The following is an 18,526-nucleotide window of genomic DNA, read 5'->3' as shown; positions in this document are numbered from 1 at the left end:
TGAATGAGCACCAAAATACTTGCAGTTGATACATCAACTGAAAACTGTTCTGTAGCCCTTATGATGGGTGATGAAATTATCTCACGTTGTGAATATGCACCACGTGAACATACAACTAAAATATTACCTATGGTCGATACTGTTCTGGCTGAAGGTGGCGTGAAGTTGACTCAACTTGATGCGTTAGCCTTTGGTCGAGGCCCAGGAAGTTTCACTGGCGTTCGTATTGGTATTGGTATTGCTCAAGGTTTAGCATTTGGTGCTGATTTACCTATGGTGGGTATTTCAACATTGATGACAATGGCACAAGGCACGTACCGTACACATCAATCAGAGCAAGTGTTAACGGCTATCGATGCTCGCATGGGTGAGATTTACTGGGGACAATACCGACGTCAAATCGACGGTGATTGGTTACTACAGGGTAAAGAGCGAGTTCTTGCTCCTGATGCTCTAGTACAAGAACAGAATGCAAACCAAACCGATTCCGGTATCTGGTTAACGGCAGGTACAGGTTGGGAAAGCTATGCTGAATTACGTAGCCAGCTGAATATTAATGCTCAAAAGGGCGAGATTCTTTATCCTGACTCACAAGATATGGTTGTGCTTGCTCAATATGCATTAGCACGAGGTGAAGCGGTTTCTGCTGAAAACGCGAGCCCTGTGTATGTACGTGATACCGTGACTTGGAAAAAGCTACCAGGTCGAGAATAAAGCGTCTTTAGTAGCAGGCGAAATATGAAGTAATAAATAAGAAACGAACATTAACAGCAATCAGTACAACTGGTTAAATTATACATGTTAGCGCTCGTTTCTTTGTTTATCGGAGGCGTATTATGGTGTCAATTACTCGTTTACCACCTTCCATTCATTCACAACAAAAACCTCAGGCTTCAAAGCCTGCTGCAGTGGTGAATAATACACAATCTGCTGTTATTGCTAGTGGTGTTTCAAAGCTAGCTACAAGCCCTGATGTTATTCTTAATGCACGTGCCAATATTCAATATGATCAACCTGAAGGCATAAATCGAGAAGCGCTGGATTCATACCTCGGTGTGATGCATCAAAATAAGAGAGATGAATTATCAAATCTCGTTGGTGTCGATCTTTATGCGTAGTTATATAGACTCAAAGTCCATATAAAGTCGATTCACTATAAAATGCTACTACTTATACCTATCGACGATTTTATATCATTTTACTTACGATAAACTCTCTGTTTACTGATGTTGTTAGTTGTTGAGCGTATATTGAACGTTATGACGGAGAACCCAATGTTTAGAAAGCTATTTCTTGGGCTGTTTATCTTCTTTGTGGTAGGCTGCGCCAGCATACCAGATAGCCTGAAAACTCAGACTGAAACCCCAATAACTGACTTTGCGACGATCGTTGATGATCCCGCATTTGTACAGCATAAAGAGGTACGTCTTGGCGGAATTATTGCCTCGATTACCAATGAAAAGCATCGAACACGTATTGAAATGGCAAGCTTGCCTTTAACCTCTGATGGTCGTCCAAAATTGGATGAGAAGCCACAAGGTCGATTCGTTGCTTATGTTGATGGGTTTCTTGAACCACTAGAATATACCCAAGGGCGTTTATTAACGGTTGTCGGTACGCTAGATGGCAACGAGAAAGGTAAGGTTGGGGAATTTGAATATACATTTCCCGTAGTGACGGTTTCTGGTTCTCAAATCTGGCAGATTAAACAAGAAATACGCATTGATAATTTCGATGCGTACCATAGCTGTATAGGTACTCGCTGTTCGTTTATGAATTATGGTTTTGGTTCGACACGAGGTGAAGTAAAGCAACGTGTAACTAAGTAACCGGATATCATCAGTCATTAGAGACTTAAACTTGATGCACAATATTTTTATTCAGCTAGCTGAAAAACAGTTGGCTGGGCTTTGTTCATTTAAAAACAGCAATAATAGCTTATCAGTACCGATAGAAAAAAATAACGGTACAGAGAAACCAACGTTATTAATGCTGCATGGTTGGCAAGACAATGCAGCCAGTTTTGACGTGCTATTTACAGATTTAATTAAACACTATCATGTTGTGGCGCTTGATTGGCCAGGGCATGGCTTATCTGAACATCGTCATAGCGATAACTATTATCACTTTGTTGATTATATTGATGATTTGCATCAGATTGTTGAGCTTCTGTCAGTGCAAAATCTTTATTTGGTTGGGCATTCTTTAGGGGCTATTGTCGCGGGTTGTTATGCTGCTGCGTTTCCTGAAAAAGTGCAAGGTATTGTGTTAATCGAAGGTTTAACACCACTTTATGAAATAACAGACAATGCCGCTTTACGATTAAAGCAAGGCATTACGAGCCGTCAACGTTATCGTCAACGAAATGCTACGCGTCCCAAACGAAAAATGGCGTCCTTTGAAGAGGCGTTGAATTTACGAAGTGTTGTTAACAAGCTATCAAAATCTGATCTGTATCCGTTAGTGAAACGAGGAACAGAAACCGATGGTAAGCATTGGTATTGGCGTCATGATGAGCGATTGCGGTGTGATTCACTGTATCGAATGGCTGAAGAGCATGCACAAGCATTAATGTCGCAGATTCAATGCCCAGCTTTATCAATTGTTGGTCATAATGGTTTTCAACAATTACAACGAAAAAAACCAGAAAGAACTTGGTTTCAGCAGCTTAAGCAGGTGAAAGTGACGGGTGGTCATCATTGTCATATCGACAGCCCAAATGATGTATACCGTTATATTTTGACCTTTACGCAAGGTTTTTGATGTTGACTTCAAACGTCACATGGCTGGTCTAATCAGTTTATGTTAATTAATTATTTGTTGGTTGTGCTGTAATACTGAGCGTAAACAATTGTTTAATGTGCTCATACAGCAGAGTTAGTGGCGAAATGCCATAGAAAAGAAGGAGAATACAATTGGATAAGGTTTGGCTTAACCGCTATCCGGAAGATGTACCGGCTGAAATTAACCCGGATGCATACCCGTCACTGGTTGAAATGTTTGAGCAATCTGTACACAAGTTTGCAGATCAAACAGCATTTATTAATATGGGCCAGGTAATGACTTTCCGTAAGTTGGAAGAGCGCAGCCGTGCTTTTGCTGCTTATTTGCAAAATGACCTGAAACTAAAGAAAGGCGACCGTGTAGCGGTAATGATGCCTAACTTGTTGCAGTATCCAATTGCTTTATTCGGTATTCTTCGTGCTGGTTGTGTCGTTGTTAATGTTAACCCACTTTACACACCCCGAGAATTAGAACATCAACTTAACGATTCAGGCGCGAAAGCAATTGTGATCGTTTCTAACTTTGCACACACCTTAGAAAATGTGGTCAAAAAGACATGTGTAAACCATGTTATTTTAACCAGCCTTGGTGATCAGCTTTCTCGCCCGAAAGGTACATTGGTTAATTTCGTTGTTAAGTATGTGAAAAAGATGGTGCCTAAGTATCATCTTCCACATGCTACATCAATGCGTGCAGCCTTAAAGAAAGGTCGTCGTATGCAGTACGTCAAACCCTTCTTATCAGGCGAAGATACCGCATTCCTTCAATACACTGGCGGTACGACAGGCGTAGCAAAGGGAGCCACTCTGACTCATCGCAATATGTTGGCTAACGTGATGCAAGCGAAAGGTGCTTACGGACCAGTATTAACCGATAGTCGAGAGTTAATTGTTACGGCACTGCCTTTGTATCACGTGTTTGCTCTGACGGTTAACTGCTTACTATTTATTGAAATTGGTGGTCAGAACTTATTGATTACTAACCCACGAGATATCCCGACGTTTGTTAAAGAACTGCAACGTTATCAATTTACAGCGATTACCGGCGTGAATACGTTGTTTAACGCATTATTGAATAATGAAGATTTCCATGAGTTAGACTTCAGTAATTTGCGTTTATCTGTTGGTGGTGGCATGGCTGTTCAGCGTGCTGTTGCTGAAAAGTGGAAAGACACTACAAAAACGTATTTGCTTGAAGGTTATGGTTTAACAGAATGTGCACCACTGGTGGCAGCTTACCCTCATAATCTGGTTGACTATAATGGCTCTATTGGCTTACCTGTACCCTCAACGGATGTACGTATTGTCGACGACGAAGGAAATGTACTTCCGAATGATCAAACGGGTGAACTACAGGTACGTGGCCCTCAGGTGATGAAAGGTTACTGGCAACGCCCTGAGGCGACGAAAGAAGTCTTGACTGATGATGGTTGGCTTTCAACTGGTGATGTTGTTCGGTTTGATGATGAAGGTTTCCTGCATATTGTCGATCGTAAAAAAGACATGATTCTTGTTTCTGGATTTAATGTTTATCCGAATGAAATTGAAGATGTTATAGCGCTTCACCCTAAAGTACTTGAAGTCGCAGCAATCGGCCAAGAACACGAAGTGTCAGGCGAAATTGTGAAAGTGTGCGTTGTTCCTCGTGATTCGAGCCTAACACGTGATGAGCTTTTAATGCATTGTCGTGAGCATTTGACAGGGTATAAAATCCCTAAAATTGTTGAGTTCCGAGAAGAGTTACCAAAGACTAACGTAGGTAAAATTTTACGTCGTGCTTTGCGTGAAGAATCGGAAAATGCAGCAAAATCTCAAGATGCATAACGAAGCTTTTGTTTCTGATGAAGCCTCTGTTTTTGATGGGGCCCTTGTTTCTGATAATGTATTTGGCCGTTAAAAATCGAAATACGCAAGAGGCAAAAAAGGTTACAATTAAGTGCTGGCTATTATAGTCGGCACTTTTTATTTGAGATGATGATTGTTATACCCAGTTACTATAGTCTTAATTCGTTAAGGCGCTTAATAGTAAATTATCCATATCATTGGGTGTTGGCTCATTGCTATTTCGTATAGTAGCGATTAAATCGTAGTGAATAGCTCTTTTTTATATGGCTATTAATATCACTTCTATTTTTCGCTCTTGTACGAAATAGCTGTGGGCATAACATGACTGAATATCGTGATTCATTTGTGATAATGAATGAGTAGATATGACTGCCAGCTAAATAAGGTTTGCTGTGAATTTTGAAATAATAACGACAACTCAACGTTTAGACACAATCTGTGATCATGCCCGCACACATTCGGTAGTTATGCTTGATACCGAGTTTGTACGTACTCGCACGCTTTATCCTAAGCTGGGTCTTATTCAAATGTTTGATGGTGATAATCTTGTATTGATTGATCCTATTGAAATAGAAGACTTAACACCGTTTTGGGATTTACTGCGTGATCAATCTGTTATAAAAGTACTTCATGCTTGTGGTGAAGATTTGGAAGTATTCCAGCATCATGCAGGCTGCTTACCAACACCAATGATCGATACACAATTAATGGCGGCATTCTTAGGCCATGGTGTTTCAGCAGGTTTTGGCTCTTTAGTCAGTGAATATGTTGGTGTTGATCTAGAAAAAGGCGAAGCACGTACTAACTGGTTAGCCCGCCCACTTACAGAAAAGCAACTCGACTATGCCGCTGCAGATGTCTTTTATTTACTGCCTTTGTATGAAACGTTACTTGAAAAAGTAAAAGCGAAAGGCTGGATGGAAGCATTAGAATTAGAATGTGCAGCTTTGATGCAGAAGCGTACGAAAGGGATTGATTTAGATAAAGCATATCGTTTAGTGAAAAATGCTTGGCAGCTAAACCCTAAACAATTAGCAGTATTACAGCATGCTGCGAAATGGCGAATTTTAGAAGCTCGCAAGCGTGACATCGCATTGAACTTCGTGGTGAAAGAATTACATATCTGGAAGTTGGCTAAATATAATATTAAGTCAAAATCGGTGATGTCGACTGAAGGTTTCGAGAGTATGGAAGTTCAACGCCATGGTAATCGACTTTTAAGGATTGTTCAGGATGTAGAAGATATTCCAGCTGAACAGTACCCAGAAAAAATTATCCGCTTGGTCGATCTATCTGGTTATAAGCAGGTGGTGAAACATATCAAAGATGTGGTCACTAAAGTCGAGGTAGAAACTGGTCTTGCACCTGAGTTCCTAGCATCTAAAAAGCAGATAAATCAGCTAATTTCATGGGCGTGGAAATACCAGAAATCAGACGATAAGTTGCCTGATATGCTAAAAACATGGCGTAAACCATTGTTTGAAGAGCACGTCTTACCATTACTGAATAAGAAATAGACAGTACGTTTTGTTTTGGTTAAAAAAAGCCCTGAAAGTATCTTTCAGGGCATCTTATTATTTATCTTCAGGCAACGTAACGTTCAGTTCAAGAACAGACAGATCTTCGTCTTTTTGATCGAGATTGACACTCACTTGATCTGGATTGATATGTACGTATTTTCTAATAACCTCTAGAAGATCAAGCTTCAGTTGAGGTAAGTAAGAGGGAGCGCCTTGACCCGCAGAGCGACGTTCAGCAACAATAATTTGTAGCCTTTCTTTCGCTACACTTGCCGTAGTCGCTTTCTTTGGACGGAAGAACTCTAGCAAAGCCATAATAAATTAGCCTCCAAATAAGCGTTTAAGGAAGCCTTTTTTCTCTTCCTCTAAGAAACGGAATGGGCGCTCTTCACCCAGTAAACGTGCAATGGTATCACCATATGCCAATCCAGCATCAGATTCTGTATCAAAGATAACGGGTTCACCTTTGTTTGATGCGTTGAGTACTGCTTGGCTTTCAGGGATAACACCTAAAAGTGGAATGTGCAGAATGTCTTCGACATCTTGAACACTCAGCATATCGCCGCTAGCAACGCGCGCTGGGTTGTAACGTGTCAACAGCAAGTGTTGCTTAACTGGCTCTTCAGCTTGCTCTGCTCGGCGAGACTTCGAATCTAGAATACCTAAAATACGGTCTGAGTCGCGAACTGAAGATACTTCAGGGTTCGTTGTTACTATGGCTTCATCGGCAAAATACAACGCCATTAAGGCGCCTGTCTCGATACCTGCTGGTGAATCACAAATAACGAACTCAAAACCCATTTCACCAAGATCATGTAGAATGCGTGCTACACCATCTTTTGTTAGCGCATCTTTATCTCGTGTTTGAGAGGCCGGAAGCACAAAAAGGTTATCAACACGTTTGTCTTTTATTAGAGCTTGATTCAGGCTAGCTTCGCCATTTATGACATTGACAAAATCATATACAACACGGCGCTCGCAACCCATGATTAAATCAAGATTACGTAAACCTATATCAAAATCGATTACTGCCGTTTTTTTCCCAGCTAAGGCTAAACCGCATGCGATTGCCGCACTGGATGTGGTTTTACCAACACCACCTTTGCCTGAGGTAACAACGATAACACGCGCCATCTATTAAATTCCTTATCAAACGTTATAGAGTTAAATGCTCTATGTTTAAATTATTTTCCGCAAGTGAGATAACGACACCTTTACCCCAGAACTCTTCCTTGATTTTATCACTAAGCCAGTAGTTACCAGCAATAGAAATCAATTCAGATTGTATGTTCTGACAAAAAATTTGCGCTTGATGCTGGCCACTAGCGCCTGCAATTGCACGGCCTCGTAGGTTGCCATAAACATGAATACAACCATCTGCAATAATTTCAGCACCAGCGCTGACATGGCTCATAACAACAAGGTCACAATTTTTCGCATATATTTGTTGTCCAGAACGTACCGGGGTACGGATAATTCGCGTTGGTTCAATAGCAACAGGCATATCCTTAGCCTGTTTTGCAGCATTCATAATAGCAAAGCCTGCTGATTTTGCTTCATTTTGCATGCGAGCGTCTTTACAACCACTAACCCCAACAGGAATCATTCCTGCATCTTTTACATCTTCTTTTAACTGCTTAAAATTAATTTCACGTCCTGCTTGGGTTATATCGATTACAACTGGTGCAGACGCAAAGAAGTTAGGTGCCTGATTTACTTTTTCTTTTAAGTAATCAGTCGCCTTTTTTATATCCCCATCAACTAAGTGTAGGGCGGAGAGCGTAAAGGAGCTCCCTTTTAATTCTGCCATTTTGGTCATGTTCATTATATGACTTAAACTGAATTAGCCAATTAGATACGTTATCACAAAGGTACTTGCATGGTATATTCCTATAGGTATATCGGCAAGCTATCCTTGCCTTAGCGTTGGAAATTCAGACAAGCTTCTCATCCAGTACCTTATCAAATCGGTATTTCATGGAATGATTAAGCAAAATAGTTGTCCGAATTGAGTGAAGCTTTAACAAACAGGCGATTTTTGATGTTGTGTTCAATTTATAAAAGTTCAAAAAAAGAAAATACGTACTTATATATTAATAAAAAAGACGACTTTTCAGATGTGCCTGATAGTTTAATGGGAACCTTTGGAGCGCCACAGTTTGTTATGGTGTTAAAGCTTGAAGGCCGTAAGCTGGTATCGGCTGATGTAGAAAAAGTGAAGGAATCACTTGCTACTGTCGGTTATTACTTACAAGTACCACCCCCAATAACCAATTTATTACATCAATATAAGGCAGAGAAAGCCTCACAAACTTCGTAAAGGTGAATATGCACAAGCGACTGATATCGGCCATGGTGGTCATTGGATTAGGGATATCTTCATCAGCTTTTTCTGCTAATGAAGGTTTTGATGAATATGTGAGTGGATTAAAAGTTGAAGCTCGTAGTAATGGAATTTCAGAGTCGATTATCAATTCAGCTTTCGACAATATTCAATATACTGAACGTGCGGTGAAGGCTGATAAAAATCAGCCTGAGAAAAAGTTGACGCTGGATGAATACATTCCTCGTGCGGTACCTGATTGGAAGGTAAAGCAAGCGAATCGTTTATATAACGAGCATAAAGCAGCCCTAGACCGAATTGGTCGTGAATATGGCGTTCAGCCTCGATTTATTGTTGCCTTATGGGGGGTCGAAAGTAATTTTGGTCGTCTTATGGGGGATTATAATGTTGTTGAAGCACTTTCTACATTAGCTTATGACGGGCGTAGAGAAGCGTTCTTCCGTAAACAAGTTATGGCCGCATTACAGATATTGAATGAAGGCCATATCGCACCTGAGAATATGAAAGGTTCTTGGGCTGGTGCTATGGGGCAGCCACAATTTATGCCGACGTCTTTCCTGACTTATGCTGTAGATGGAAATAATGATGGCAAGATTGATATTTGGCAAAATGTTGATGATGTCTTTGCCTCCGCTGCCAATTACTTGAAAATGTCGGGATGGAATGATGAATATACATGGGGACGACAAGTTGAATTAGTCTCTCCGATTAGCTCTGGCTTAAAAGGCGTTGAACAAGAAAAAGCTAAATCATTAGCTGATTGGCAGAGCATTGGTGTTCGCAAACTTAATGGCGAGTCATTACCTGATGTTGCAATTAATGCTTGGTTGGTTCAACCAGATGATAATCATGGCCGAGCGTATTTAGTTTATGGTAATTACCAAACATTGTTAAAGTGGAATCGATCGCATTATTTTGCTTTGGCCGTTAGTCATCTAGCAGATAAAATTCGATAGTCGACGTTATAAGTATTAGGTTCATTTCTTACTTATAATCGCTTTTCAAAGCCAGACATTAATGTCTGGCTTTTTTGTGTTGAATTACCGTAATACTATATAGGTAGAACCTACTCGCGTATTTTGTAATGCAATCGAAACTGAAGATTACATCTTTGTTGTTATTTTGTATTGGGATAATGACTTTGATAGGAAACTATAAATAAGAATATTGTTATAATATTAGTATAGATAAAGCTTTATGTATTCCCTATCGTGCTTGGATTTAACTGCTTTAAAACAGTAACTTACTATGGGGCGGTTGGTTTGGTAGTCATTGGGTTACATTAGGTTGTGAACGTGTTTTTATACGATAAATTTAATAGGTAAGGGTATCGAAATAGTATATGGTAAGAATAAGAGTTATGTTTATTACTTATATTGATGGTGCAGTGTTTTTGGTCAAGGTATAAAAAAACCCAGTGTTAACTGGGTTTTATTCAGCTTAGATTCAGCTAAATTATAATTCGAAATCTTCTAAAGATTTACCGTCATCTAGTGCTTTCTTAAGTGCACTTGGAGTACGGCCCTGACCTGTCCATGTTTTCTCTTCACCGTTTTCATCGATGAACTTATATTTAGCAGGGCGAGCAGCACGTTTCGCTTTAGGTGCTTTAGCTAGGCTAGATAATAGTTCTTCAGGGTCGATACCATCAGCCATTAGCAATTCACGGTAATGATCTAGTTTTTCTTTACGCTCAGTTTCTTTCGCTAAATCTTCAGCTTCAGCTTCTGTACGTTCTGAAACGACAGTTTGTAGCTTTTCAAGAGCTTCTTGTAGTTGTTCTACTGTATATTCACGAGAAAGTGCGCGAAGGCTACGTAGGTTTAATAGTACTTTCATTACGTCAGACATTTTTATTTCCTGTTAGTTTTAAACTAGCTGTAAATAATAATAGCAGTCAAAGTTAATTTACAGCAATAGTAATACTTTTATATGTAATGTGCCAAACAAATTATTTAATTACTAATTAAATAATGATTATTTTTCAAAGATGTTCTCATTTTTGAAAAATGTAATGGAAGATTTTGATGAAAAGCCATAATACATTTTTAGTTCATATCTATTTATTAATGTGTGTGATTTCATAATAAAGAAGATAAGCATTCAGATTTGGTGGTTAAAAAATCATCATGCTGGCAATATTATTCACTATTTCTGTTAAAAAATGCACTAGAACTTGTTGCAAATGAATTGTCAGTCCGTAGAATGAACCATTCCTTAACTAAGGGTAGAGGCGCATTGTCTATAAGTAACAAGCTGGAGGGTGATTCCTATGATTGCTTGTGAAAGGAGCCAATGCCGAAGTAAGAAGGCGTTAATCGAACGTTCTTGCTGGGGTTGTATCGAATAGGTGCAACACTGCCATAGTATATAATTACATTAACTATGGAGCGCTACTGTGAGGGTGGGAGAGGTTTTACCTTCTTTCCTTAAACTCTTCTAATTGCGGTATTACACCGTATTGGCAGTAGATCTCCGACCAGACCGGTTGTAGTAGAGATCATGAATATTGTAGATTTTTCCCATTCAGCTATATCGCTTTTACCACCATTGGTGGCACTAGGTTTAGCTATTCTTACACGTAAAGTACTTGTTTCATTGGGTGTAGGTGTTCTTTTAGGTGCTGTATTACTTACAGACTTCTCCGCAGGTGCAACTGTTGGTTACTTATCAACGACAGTATCAAGCTTGTTCATCGATGATGGCGCAATTAATAGTTGGAATATGAGCATTGTTGCTTTTCTTCTGTTACTTGGAATGATGACAGCACTTCTTACATTATCTGGTGGTACTCGTGCTTTTGCTGAGTGGGCGCAGACTCGTATTAAAAGTAAACGTGGTGCAAAATTACTAGCAGCATTTTTAGGTGTTTTCATTTTTGTTGACGACTACTTTAATAGCCTAGCTGTTGGTTCGATTGCTCGCCCAGTAACAGACCGTTTTTATGTGTCTCGCGCTAAACTTGCTTATATCTTAGATTCTACCGCTGCTCCTATGTGTGTTCTTATGCCAGCGTCAAGCTGGGGTGCGTACATTATCACCCTTATTGGTGGTATTTTAGCATCACATGGTGTGACTGATTATTCAGCGCTGAGTGCTTTTGTTCAGCTAGCGCCAATGAACTTCTATGCAGTCTTCGCACTTGCAATGGTATTTGTTGTTGCGTGGTTCCAAATTGATGTTGGTCCAATGAAGAAGCATGAAATTCAGGCAAGCCAAGGCCGTGGATTTGATGAAGGTGATGATGGTAGCCGAGCAAAAGATTTAAATGATGAGCTCGAAATCGACGAGAGCAGCAATGGCCGTGTTGCTGATTTGGTTCTGCCTATCATTGCGCTAATATTTGCTACATTCTTCTTTATGATTTTCACTGGTTATCAAGTGCTTGTCGAAGATGGCATTGCGTTTAATATTCTTGGTGCTTTTGAAAATACCGATGTTGGTCTATCACTTTGCTACGGTGGCTTAATCGGTCTGATTTCAGCTCTAGTACCAGTGATTCGTCAGAAGATCCCAATGGCCGATGTTGCGAAGACAATGTGGATTGGTGCTAAATCGATGTTTGGTGCGATTCTAATCCTTCTATTTGCATGGAGTATTGGTAGTGTTATTGGTGATATGGAAACCGGTAAATACCTGTCTACCCTTGTACAAGGCAATATTAACCCGATGTTGTTACCTATGATTCTATTTGTACTTGCTGGCATTATGGCTTTCTCGACAGGTACTTCATGGGGTACATTCGGTATTATGCTTCCGATTGCCGGAGACCTTGCTGGTGCAACGGATATCGCATTAATGTTACCAATGTTGGGTGCAGTATTAGCCGGTTCGGTATTTGGTGACCACTGTTCACCGATTTCTGATACAACGATTCTGTCTTCAACGGGAGCTCGTTGTCATCATATTGATCACGTTTCAACGCAGTTACCTTACGCATTATCTGTCGCGTTTGTATCGGTTATTGGTTTCTTAATACTTGGCATAACGGATTCATTACCCGTTGCCTTTATGGCTGCAACGATTACCTTTATTCTTGTATGTGTATTCTTGTCTTGGTTGTCTCGACGCCCTAAAGGCACAATCGCTAACGCATAACGAGTGCATACTTAAAGTAAAGAAAATGCGAAAGCCTGTGATATTTTCACAGGCTTTTTTCGTTTAGAGGGTATTTAACAGCGCTACACGCCATTAATCGTATTTCTATCTGGTCGAGACTTTCAATTTACAGGGGTTTTCTGTAGCATCTCGGCTGATTTTGAACCAAGCTAATCGTCTTATTAGGGGAGCCACATGGCCCAGATGTATTTCTATTACTCTGCAATGAATGCGGGTAAATCGACAACATTATTGCAGTCATCTTTTAATTATCGTGAACGCGGTATGAGACCAGTGATTTTTACGGCTGCAATTGATGACCGATTTGGTACGGGGAAGGTGAGTTCTAGAATTGGCTTGGAAGAAGACGCTGAACTATATAATAAAAACGACGATCTTTGGTCTAAATTGAGCATGATGCATGCAGATACACATATTGATTGTGTATTAATTGATGAATGCCAATTTTTAACGAAAGAACAAGTTTACCAATTAACAGAAGTCGTTGATAAGTTGCATATCCCTGTTCTATGTTATGGGTTACGCAGTGATTTCCGTGGCGAGTTATTTGACGGCAGTCGATATTTACTTTCTTGGGCTGATAAGCTCGTAGAGTTAAAAACAATTTGTCATTGTGGTCGTAAGGCTAATATGGTTATTCGCCAAGATGAAACGGGTCATGCCATTGCTGATGGTGATCAGGTCGAAATTGGTGGTAATGATCGTTATGTGTCAGTTTGTCGGAAGCATTATAAAGAAGCATTAGGTCGTTAATAACGATACCGTACGTAGTGATATAATATGAATTAGAAAAGGGAGCATTTGCTCCCTTTTTATTTATTTCAATAACATCTAACGGTTTGGTTTACGATTATAAATAACCATTTCAAGCCTGTTACTTGTTATGGCGTTCTTGCAGTTTTTCAGTAACGTCAGATAAGCTTAGTCCCTGATCTTGTAGCAATACAATCAAGTGATAGATCAGATCAGCGGATTCACACACTAATTCCGCCTTGTCACCCGACGTTGCCGCAAGCGCGACTTCAACGCCTTCTTCGCCCACTTTTTGCGAAATACGTTTGGTGCCACGGGCGTATAAACTGGCTGTGTAAGAAGATTCGGGATCTGCACCTTTACGATTAGCCAAGACTTGCTCAAGTTGATGAAGAAACACCAATGCAGGTTGTTCTTGTTTGCCTTCTGCATCGTTGTCGAAGCATGTTGGTGTACCTAAGTGACAAGTTGGCCCGATAGGGTTCACTTTTACTAATAATGTATCTTGGTCACAATCAAGGTTGATACTTTTAAGCTCAAGTACATTGCCAGAGGTTTCTCCCTTCGTCCAAAGGCGCTCTTTGGTGCGAGACCAGAATGTGACTTGTTTTGTTTCTAGCGTTTTGTTTAAGGCTTCTTTGTTCATGTACCCTAACATCAGTACTTGACCGCTGGTATTATCTTGAATGACAGCAGGGACTAATCCGTCTACTTTTTCCCAATTAATTGTTGTTACAAGGCTCATAGTCGGATCTCCACATTCTGTTCTTTTAAGTACTGCTTAAGTTCACCAATATTGATGATTTGTTTGTGGAATACGGAAGCGGCAAGTGCACCATCCACATTGGCTTTTTGATAAGCATCTGCAAAGTGAATCATTTCACCTGCACCACCAGATGCAATTAAAGGAACATGGCAAACTTCACGCACCATGTTCAATTGCTTTAGATCGTAACCGTTACGAACGCCATCTTGGTTCATCATGTTTAATACGATTTCGCCTGCGCCACGTTTTTGCACTTCCTGAACCCAATCTCGGGTTTCCCATTGGGTTGCTTTAGTACGTGATTCATCACCAGTAAATTGGTAAACCTGATATTTACCTGTTTCAGCATCAAAGTATGAATCAATACCCACCACGATGCATTGCACGCCAAACTTATCAGCAAGTTCTGTGATAAGCGCAGGGTTGGCAAGAGCGGGGGAGTTTATCGATACTTTATCTGCGCCAAATTGCAATATACGGCTCGCGTCTTCGATAGATTTAATGCCGCCAGCAACACAGAAAGGAATATCAATAACTTCAGCAACACGAGCGACCCAGCTTTTATCAACCACGCGCCCATCACTGGATGCGGTAATATCATAAAAAACCAGCTCGTCAGCGCCTTCTTCTGCGTAGCGTTTGGCTAAAGGGACAATATCACCAATAATTTCGTGATTACGAAACTGCACCCCTTTTACTACTTGACCGTCTCGAACGTCTAAACAAGGAACGATTCGTTTAGCTAACATAATTGTTTGACTCCTTGTTCTAGCTATTCCAGCACTGGAAAGCATCTTCAGCGGTAAATTTACCGTCTAATAAAGCACGACCTACAATGACGCCTGCCACACCGCTGCCTTTTAAGGCTGCAATATCGTTTAAATCGCCAATGCCACCTGAAGATTGAAATTGGACTTGTGGATATTGAGCACAAAGATCGACATATAGTTCAACATTCGATCCCGCTAAGGTGCCGTCACGTGAAATGTCGGTGCACAATACGTGTTTTAGCCCAACGGTTAGGAAGTCTTCAAGCAATGCCTCAATGCTCACTCCTGAATCTTCTTGCCAGCCAGAAATCGCCACGTTGCGGTTACCGTCTTTATCAATATTAACGTCTAGGGCTAAAACAATGTGTTCTGGTCCGTATTTTTCCATCCACCCTTTCACCATCTCTGGTTGCTTTACGGCTGTTGAACCAATAACGACACGTTGTGCACCAGCTTCCAATAAATCAGACACATCTTTTTCTGACCGTACACCACCACCAATTTGTATATTTGCCGGCGTGCTTGCCAATAATTGACGGATTAGGTCTAGTTGACGAGCTGATGTGTCTTTTGCTCCGGTAAGGTCGACTAAATGTAGCCAGTTAGCACCTGCTTGGTTATACAGCTTAAATTGTTCTGCTGGGTCTACTTTGTATTCAGTGACTTGGCCATAATCGCCTTGAAACAAACGAACGACTTGACCATTAATTAAATCGAGTGCGGGAATTATCATCCTAAATCCTTTTGATGCCTATAGATCAATTTATTCGTAAATTGTAATTTTTATTAGCAGGTTACATCTCTAAAAAATTCTTAATTAGTTGAGAGCCTGCTTTACTCGAACGTTCGGGATGAAACTGCACACCGAAATAATTGCCACTTTGAATCGCAGCACTAAAAGGCTGACCATACTCACACTGGGCGATGGTGTAATCGTTGACCTCTGTTGAAACCGGCATGGCGTAACTATGTACAAAATAGAAGTAGCTGCCTGCTGGAATACCCTTAAATAATGGGTGATTGTCAACGGGAGTAATCGTATTCCAACCCATGTGTGGCAAGGGTAAATTACCTGTTTTTAATTTTTTAATAGGGGCATCGCAAAGGTTTAAACAAGAAACAAGTTCTTTTCCGTTCTGTCCTTGTTCCTCAGATAATGCACCCAGTAATTGCATCCCCAAACAGATACCAAGTAATGGTTTATCGACCTGCTTGACGAGTTCAACTAAATCGCGCTCTTGTAGGTTTTTCATGGCTTCACTTGCCGTGCCTACACCGGGAAGAAATAACTTATCAGCATTTAGTACCACGCTTGTTTCTTTACTTATCGTAACGGTATAACCCAAGCGTTCAATCGCAAAGCGAACAGAAGATACGTTGGCACAGCCTGTATCAATGATGACAACTTTTTGATTTTCACTCGCCATTACAGAACTCCTTTACTGCTTGGTAGCTCATTACCGTCAACACGAATTGCTTGGCGTAATGTGCGACCAAATGCTTTGAACAAGCTTTCTACAATGTGGTGATCGTTATGACCTGTCGATGAAAGGTGCAAGGTACACGCCAGCGTATCTGTAAGTGAGCGGAAGAAGTGCGATACCATTTCGGTTGAAAGATCGCCAACTTGTTCTCGACCAAATTCAGCTTCAAATTTTAAATAAGGGCGACCTGATAAATCTAATGCACATTGTGCTAAGCATTCATCCATTGGCAAGCTAAAGCCAAAACGACCGATACCGCGCTTATCACCTAAGGCTTCTTTTAGTGCTTGGCCTAATGCGAGGGCTGTATCTTCAATGCTGTGGTGATCATCGATGTGTAAGTCGCCTTTCACATTAACCTGCATTTGAAAACCGCCGTGTGTCGCAATTTGATCGAGCATGTGATCAAAGAACCCCAAACCTGTCTCGATAGAGTTGTCGCCAGTTTCATCTAAATTCACTTTAACGCGAATGTCGGTTTCTTTAGTGGTACGAACAACTTCAGCAATACGAGGGTTTGTTGTTAGGTCTTTTACAATCTGTTGCCAGTTCAAGCTGCTCTTATCGGTAGGTCGTGGGTTGTATTGAATACCTTTGATGGCCATATTTTCAGCCAACTGACGATCAGTTTGACGATCGCCAATTACTGCAGATGTTGCGAAATCAACCCGACCTTGCTGTAGGTAACTTTTCACTAATCCTAGCTTTGGTTTACGGCAGCTGCAGTTGTCTTCATTGAAGTGTGGGCAAATTAATACATCATCAAACTTAACACCTTGCGACTCGAAGATTTCCATCATCATATTTTGCGGTGCATCGAAATCTGCTTGTGGGTAGCTATCTGTTCCCAAGCCATCTTGGTTAGTCACCATCACAAGTTTATACCCTGCATCTTGCAGCGTTAACAATGCTGGTATAACAAACGGTTCTAGCTTGAGTTTATCTAATCGATCAACTTGAAAATCAACGGGAGGCTCAACAATTAAGGTGCCATCCCGATCAATAAATAGAATTTTTTCTTTGCTCACAATGTACTTCCTTGTGTTTAATTAGATGAGTTTAATTCATCATTATTTGCTGATGCATTGCTCTGTGATGTGATATGAGCACGAATAAAGGCCAGTGTTTTTTCACATTCATCACGATTACCGACACTGATACGAATGCAGTTTTCAATAGGAGAACGTCGTAAAATAATGCCGTGATCCCATAATGCTGTGAATAAAGCATCGGCTTGTGAGAATTTCACCAGTAAATAATTACCGTAGCCATCATAGACAGTGACACCAGGCAGCATCCCTAACCCGGCTTGTAAGTAAGCACGATTTGCACTGATGTCGAGTACTTGATATTTCGTTTTAGCACGACCAGCGACAGACAAGGCTTGAACAGCTATATCAGCAACTGGCACTGGCACTGGGTACGGTGCAATAACTTTCAACAATAAGTTAATAACGTCAGTATTGGCTAGCGTAAAACCACAACGTAAGCCTGCTAATGCAAATGCTTTTGATAACGTACGAAGGATCACTAAGTGTGGGTATTTGGCGAGTAGATCTACCGTCGAGGTTTCAAGGCAAAAGTCGATATATGCTTCATCAACGACTACAATTGCTTTGTCTGTGGTCATATCAAGTAGCTTTTCGATATCTCGAGGCTTCATGATGTTACCGGTAGGGTTGTTAGGGCTACAAATGAACACTAACTTAACCCCATCAAGGTTATTTTCAATCAAAGGCAGATCTAATTGCCATTCCGGTGTTAGTGGCACTGTTTTCGTGTTGATATCAAACGTTTCTGCACTGATAGCATACATGCCATATGTCGGTGGGCAGTAAAGAATGCTGTCTTGGTTTGGTTCGCAGAATGTGCGAATTAATAATTCGATACCTTCGTCTGCACCGCGTGATGTCAGTACTTGCTTGCTATTAACGCCAGCATAATCAGCGTAAGCCTGAATAAGTTCGGCTGGTTGGCATTCACTGTAGCGGTTTAGGCGGCCACAGGTGACACTATATTCATTTGCAAAAGGTGATTCGTTTGCGTTTAGCCAAATATCACCACTACCGCCTAAACGACGTGCTGATTGGTAAGGCGTAAGTTCGCGTATTGTTTTACGCGCTAATTCTTCAATGCTCATTG

At 40.7% G+C, this 18,526-nt stretch carries 20 protein-coding genes and 1 riboswitch; of the genes, 10 read left to right on the top strand and 10 right to left on the bottom strand.

The features are described 5' to 3' along the window. Positions 1-3 precede the first annotated feature (3 nt). The 6 genes from tsaB to rnd all read left to right on the top strand — a co-directional run bounded on the left by tsaB (position 4) and on the right by rnd (position 6,145). Entirely contained in the window at positions 4-714 is a 711-nt protein-coding gene (tsaB, locus tag C9J47_RS08650) for a tRNA (adenosine(37)-N6)-threonylcarbamoyltransferase complex dimerization subunit type 1 TsaB (RefSeq protein ID WP_107253149.1), read from the top strand. A gap of 122 nt (positions 715-836) precedes the next feature. Then, positions 837-1,118, top strand: coding sequence for a hypothetical protein (locus C9J47_RS08645; protein WP_107253148.1), 282 nt, complete (start codon positions 837-839; stop codon positions 1,116-1,118). A gap of 156 nt (positions 1,119-1,274) precedes the next feature. Beyond that, positions 1,275-1,829 (top strand): Slp family lipoprotein, encoded by a 555-nt coding sequence (locus tag C9J47_RS08640; protein ID WP_107253147.1) that lies wholly within the window; start codon positions 1,275-1,277, stop codon positions 1,827-1,829. A 34-nt stretch (positions 1,830-1,863) separates the two neighbouring features. Then, positions 1,864-2,763: an alpha/beta hydrolase gene (locus C9J47_RS08635; protein WP_107253146.1), complete on the top strand. Its 900-nt coding sequence runs from the start codon at positions 1,864-1,866 to the stop codon at positions 2,761-2,763. A gap of 152 nt (positions 2,764-2,915) precedes the next feature. Further along, complete coding sequence (gene fadD, locus C9J47_RS08630) at positions 2,916-4,607, top strand: long-chain-fatty-acid--CoA ligase FadD (RefSeq protein WP_107253145.1); 1,692 nt, start codon at positions 2,916-2,918, stop codon at positions 4,605-4,607. 413 nt (positions 4,608-5,020) lie between these two features. After that, positions 5,021-6,145, top strand: a complete 1,125-nt coding sequence (rnd, locus tag C9J47_RS08625; RefSeq protein WP_107253144.1) for a ribonuclease D — start codon at positions 5,021-5,023, stop codon at positions 6,143-6,145. A 57-nt stretch (positions 6,146-6,202) separates the two neighbouring features. Here rnd and minE read toward each other — a convergent pair whose 3' ends face one another. From minE to minC, 3 genes are read right to left on the bottom strand one after another with little or no spacing between them, the layout of a single operon-like run. Continuing rightward, positions 6,203-6,463 (bottom strand): cell division topological specificity factor MinE, encoded by a 261-nt coding sequence (gene minE, locus C9J47_RS08620; RefSeq protein ID WP_006231141.1) that lies wholly within the window; start codon positions 6,461-6,463, stop codon positions 6,203-6,205. Between the two features lie 6 nt (positions 6,464-6,469). After that, positions 6,470-7,282 carry a septum site-determining protein MinD gene (gene minD, locus C9J47_RS08615; protein WP_107253143.1) on the bottom strand — a complete coding sequence of 271 codons (813 nt, stop codon included), beginning with the start codon at positions 7,280-7,282 and terminating at the stop codon, positions 6,470-6,472. 22 nt (positions 7,283-7,304) lie between these two features. Further along, positions 7,305-7,967, bottom strand: coding sequence for a septum site-determining protein MinC (gene minC, locus C9J47_RS08610; protein WP_107253142.1), 663 nt, complete (start codon positions 7,965-7,967; stop codon positions 7,305-7,307). A 222-nt stretch (positions 7,968-8,189) separates the two neighbouring features. Here minC and C9J47_RS08605 point away from each other — a divergent pair, with 222 nt between their 5' ends. Together C9J47_RS08605 and C9J47_RS08600 are read left to right on the top strand one after the other, a co-directional pair. After that, a complete protein-coding gene (locus C9J47_RS08605; RefSeq protein WP_107253141.1) occupies positions 8,190-8,468 on the top strand; it encodes a YcgL domain-containing protein in 279 nt (92 codons plus the stop codon). Positions 8,469-8,476: 8 nt separating this feature from the next. After that, on the top strand, positions 8,477-9,448 hold the full coding sequence (locus C9J47_RS08600; protein ID WP_107253140.1) for a lytic murein transglycosylase: 972 nt from the start codon (positions 8,477-8,479) through the stop codon (positions 9,446-9,448). A 499-nt stretch (positions 9,449-9,947) separates the two neighbouring features. Here C9J47_RS08600 and C9J47_RS08595 read toward each other — a convergent pair whose 3' ends face one another. Further along, positions 9,948-10,343, bottom strand: coding sequence for an H-NS family histone-like protein (locus tag C9J47_RS08595; protein WP_011217826.1), 396 nt, complete (start codon positions 10,341-10,343; stop codon positions 9,948-9,950). A 369-nt stretch (positions 10,344-10,712) separates the two neighbouring features. Then, a riboswitch (Lysine riboswitch) is annotated at positions 10,713-10,896 on the top strand. A gap of 98 nt (positions 10,897-10,994) precedes the next feature. On the opposite strand from C9J47_RS08595, the gene C9J47_RS08590 reads away from it, so the two are divergent. Together C9J47_RS08590 and C9J47_RS08585 are read left to right on the top strand one after the other, a co-directional pair. Then, entirely contained in the window at positions 10,995-12,590 is a 1,596-nt protein-coding gene (locus C9J47_RS08590; RefSeq protein WP_107253139.1) for a Na+/H+ antiporter NhaC family protein, read from the top strand. A gap of 195 nt (positions 12,591-12,785) precedes the next feature. Then, positions 12,786-13,364, top strand: a complete 579-nt coding sequence (locus C9J47_RS08585; protein ID WP_107253138.1) for a thymidine kinase — start codon at positions 12,786-12,788, stop codon at positions 13,362-13,364. A gap of 121 nt (positions 13,365-13,485) precedes the next feature. On the opposite strand, the gene hisIE is transcribed toward C9J47_RS08585, so the two are convergent. From hisIE to hisC, 6 genes are all read right to left on the bottom strand, one after another. Then, positions 13,486-14,109, bottom strand: coding sequence for a bifunctional phosphoribosyl-AMP cyclohydrolase/phosphoribosyl-ATP diphosphatase HisIE (gene hisIE / locus C9J47_RS08580; protein ID WP_107253137.1), 624 nt, complete (start codon positions 14,107-14,109; stop codon positions 13,486-13,488). Further along, on the bottom strand, positions 14,106-14,879 hold the full coding sequence (hisF, locus tag C9J47_RS08575; protein WP_107253136.1) for an imidazole glycerol phosphate synthase subunit HisF: 774 nt from the start codon (positions 14,877-14,879) through the stop codon (positions 14,106-14,108). The genes hisIE and hisF overlap by 4 nt, the downstream gene beginning before the upstream one ends. A 19-nt stretch (positions 14,880-14,898) precedes the next feature. Continuing rightward, entirely contained in the window at positions 14,899-15,633 is a 735-nt protein-coding gene (gene hisA, locus C9J47_RS08570) for a 1-(5-phosphoribosyl)-5-[(5-phosphoribosylamino)methylideneamino]imidazole-4-carboxamide isomerase (RefSeq protein ID WP_107253135.1), read from the bottom strand. Between the two features lie 61 nt (positions 15,634-15,694). Next, entirely contained in the window at positions 15,695-16,327 is a 633-nt protein-coding gene (gene hisH, locus C9J47_RS08565) for an imidazole glycerol phosphate synthase subunit HisH (RefSeq protein WP_107253134.1), read from the bottom strand. Next, the gene (gene hisB, locus C9J47_RS08560) at positions 16,327-17,412 is read right to left on the bottom strand and encodes a bifunctional histidinol-phosphatase/imidazoleglycerol-phosphate dehydratase HisB (RefSeq protein WP_425440595.1); all 1,086 of its coding nucleotides are present in this window, start codon (positions 17,410-17,412) and stop codon (positions 16,327-16,329) included. Before hisB ends, hisH begins: the two co-directional genes overlap by 1 nt. 17 nt (positions 17,413-17,429) lie before the next feature. Continuing rightward, positions 17,430-18,524, bottom strand: a complete 1,095-nt coding sequence (gene hisC / locus C9J47_RS08555) for a histidinol-phosphate transaminase (protein ID WP_170107477.1) — start codon at positions 18,522-18,524, stop codon at positions 17,430-17,432. Between the last annotated feature and the right edge of the window lie 2 nt (positions 18,525-18,526).

Source organism: Photobacterium indicum, assembly GCF_003026215.1.
In the GTDB taxonomy this organism is placed as follows: Bacteria; Pseudomonadota; Gammaproteobacteria; order Enterobacterales; family Vibrionaceae; genus Photobacterium; species Photobacterium indicum.
Note: the sequence above shows the minus strand (reverse complement) of the source record. Positions and strands in the feature narration are given on the sequence as shown.

What these genes read in the sequence shown, in the direction of transcription:
- C9J47_RS08640 (WP_107253147.1), top strand. Translation starts at nt 1,275, where the DNA reads ATGTTTAGAAAGCTATTTCTTGGGCTGTTTATCTTCTTTGTGGTAGGC.
- hisIE (WP_107253137.1), bottom strand. Translation starts at nt 14,109, where the DNA reads ATGAGCCTTGTAACAACAATTAATTGGGAAAAAGTAGACGGATTAGTC.
- C9J47_RS08595 (WP_011217826.1), bottom strand. Translation starts at nt 10,343, where the DNA reads ATGTCTGACGTAATGAAAGTACTATTAAACCTACGTAGCCTTCGCGCA.
- hisC (WP_170107477.1), bottom strand. Translation starts at nt 18,524, where the DNA reads ATGAGCATTGAAGAATTAGCGCGTAAAACAATACGCGAACTTACGCCT.
- C9J47_RS08590 (WP_107253139.1), top strand. Translation starts at nt 10,995, where the DNA reads ATGAATATTGTAGATTTTTCCCATTCAGCTATATCGCTTTTACCACCA.
- tsaB (WP_107253149.1), top strand. Translation starts at nt 4, where the DNA reads ATGAGCACCAAAATACTTGCAGTTGATACATCAACTGAAAACTGTTCT.
- C9J47_RS08635 (WP_107253146.1), top strand. Translation starts at nt 1,864, where the DNA reads ATGCACAATATTTTTATTCAGCTAGCTGAAAAACAGTTGGCTGGGCTT.
- hisF (WP_107253136.1), bottom strand. Translation starts at nt 14,879, where the DNA reads ATGTTAGCTAAACGAATCGTTCCTTGTTTAGACGTTCGAGACGGTCAA.
- minD (WP_107253143.1), bottom strand. Translation starts at nt 7,282, where the DNA reads ATGGCGCGTGTTATCGTTGTTACCTCAGGCAAAGGTGGTGTTGGTAAA.
- hisA (WP_107253135.1), bottom strand. Translation starts at nt 15,633, where the DNA reads ATGATAATTCCCGCACTCGATTTAATTAATGGTCAAGTCGTTCGTTTG.
- C9J47_RS08585 (WP_107253138.1), top strand. Translation starts at nt 12,786, where the DNA reads ATGGCCCAGATGTATTTCTATTACTCTGCAATGAATGCGGGTAAATCG.
- C9J47_RS08605 (WP_107253141.1), top strand. Translation starts at nt 8,190, where the DNA reads ATGTTGTGTTCAATTTATAAAAGTTCAAAAAAAGAAAATACGTACTTA.
- C9J47_RS08600 (WP_107253140.1), top strand. Translation starts at nt 8,477, where the DNA reads ATGCACAAGCGACTGATATCGGCCATGGTGGTCATTGGATTAGGGATA.
- C9J47_RS08645 (WP_107253148.1), top strand. Translation starts at nt 837, where the DNA reads ATGGTGTCAATTACTCGTTTACCACCTTCCATTCATTCACAACAAAAA.
- hisH (WP_107253134.1), bottom strand. Translation starts at nt 16,327, where the DNA reads ATGGCGAGTGAAAATCAAAAAGTTGTCATCATTGATACAGGCTGTGCC.
- minC (WP_107253142.1), bottom strand. Translation starts at nt 7,967, where the DNA reads ATGACCAAAATGGCAGAATTAAAAGGGAGCTCCTTTACGCTCTCCGCC.
- minE (WP_006231141.1), bottom strand. Translation starts at nt 6,463, where the DNA reads ATGGCTTTGCTAGAGTTCTTCCGTCCAAAGAAAGCGACTACGGCAAGT.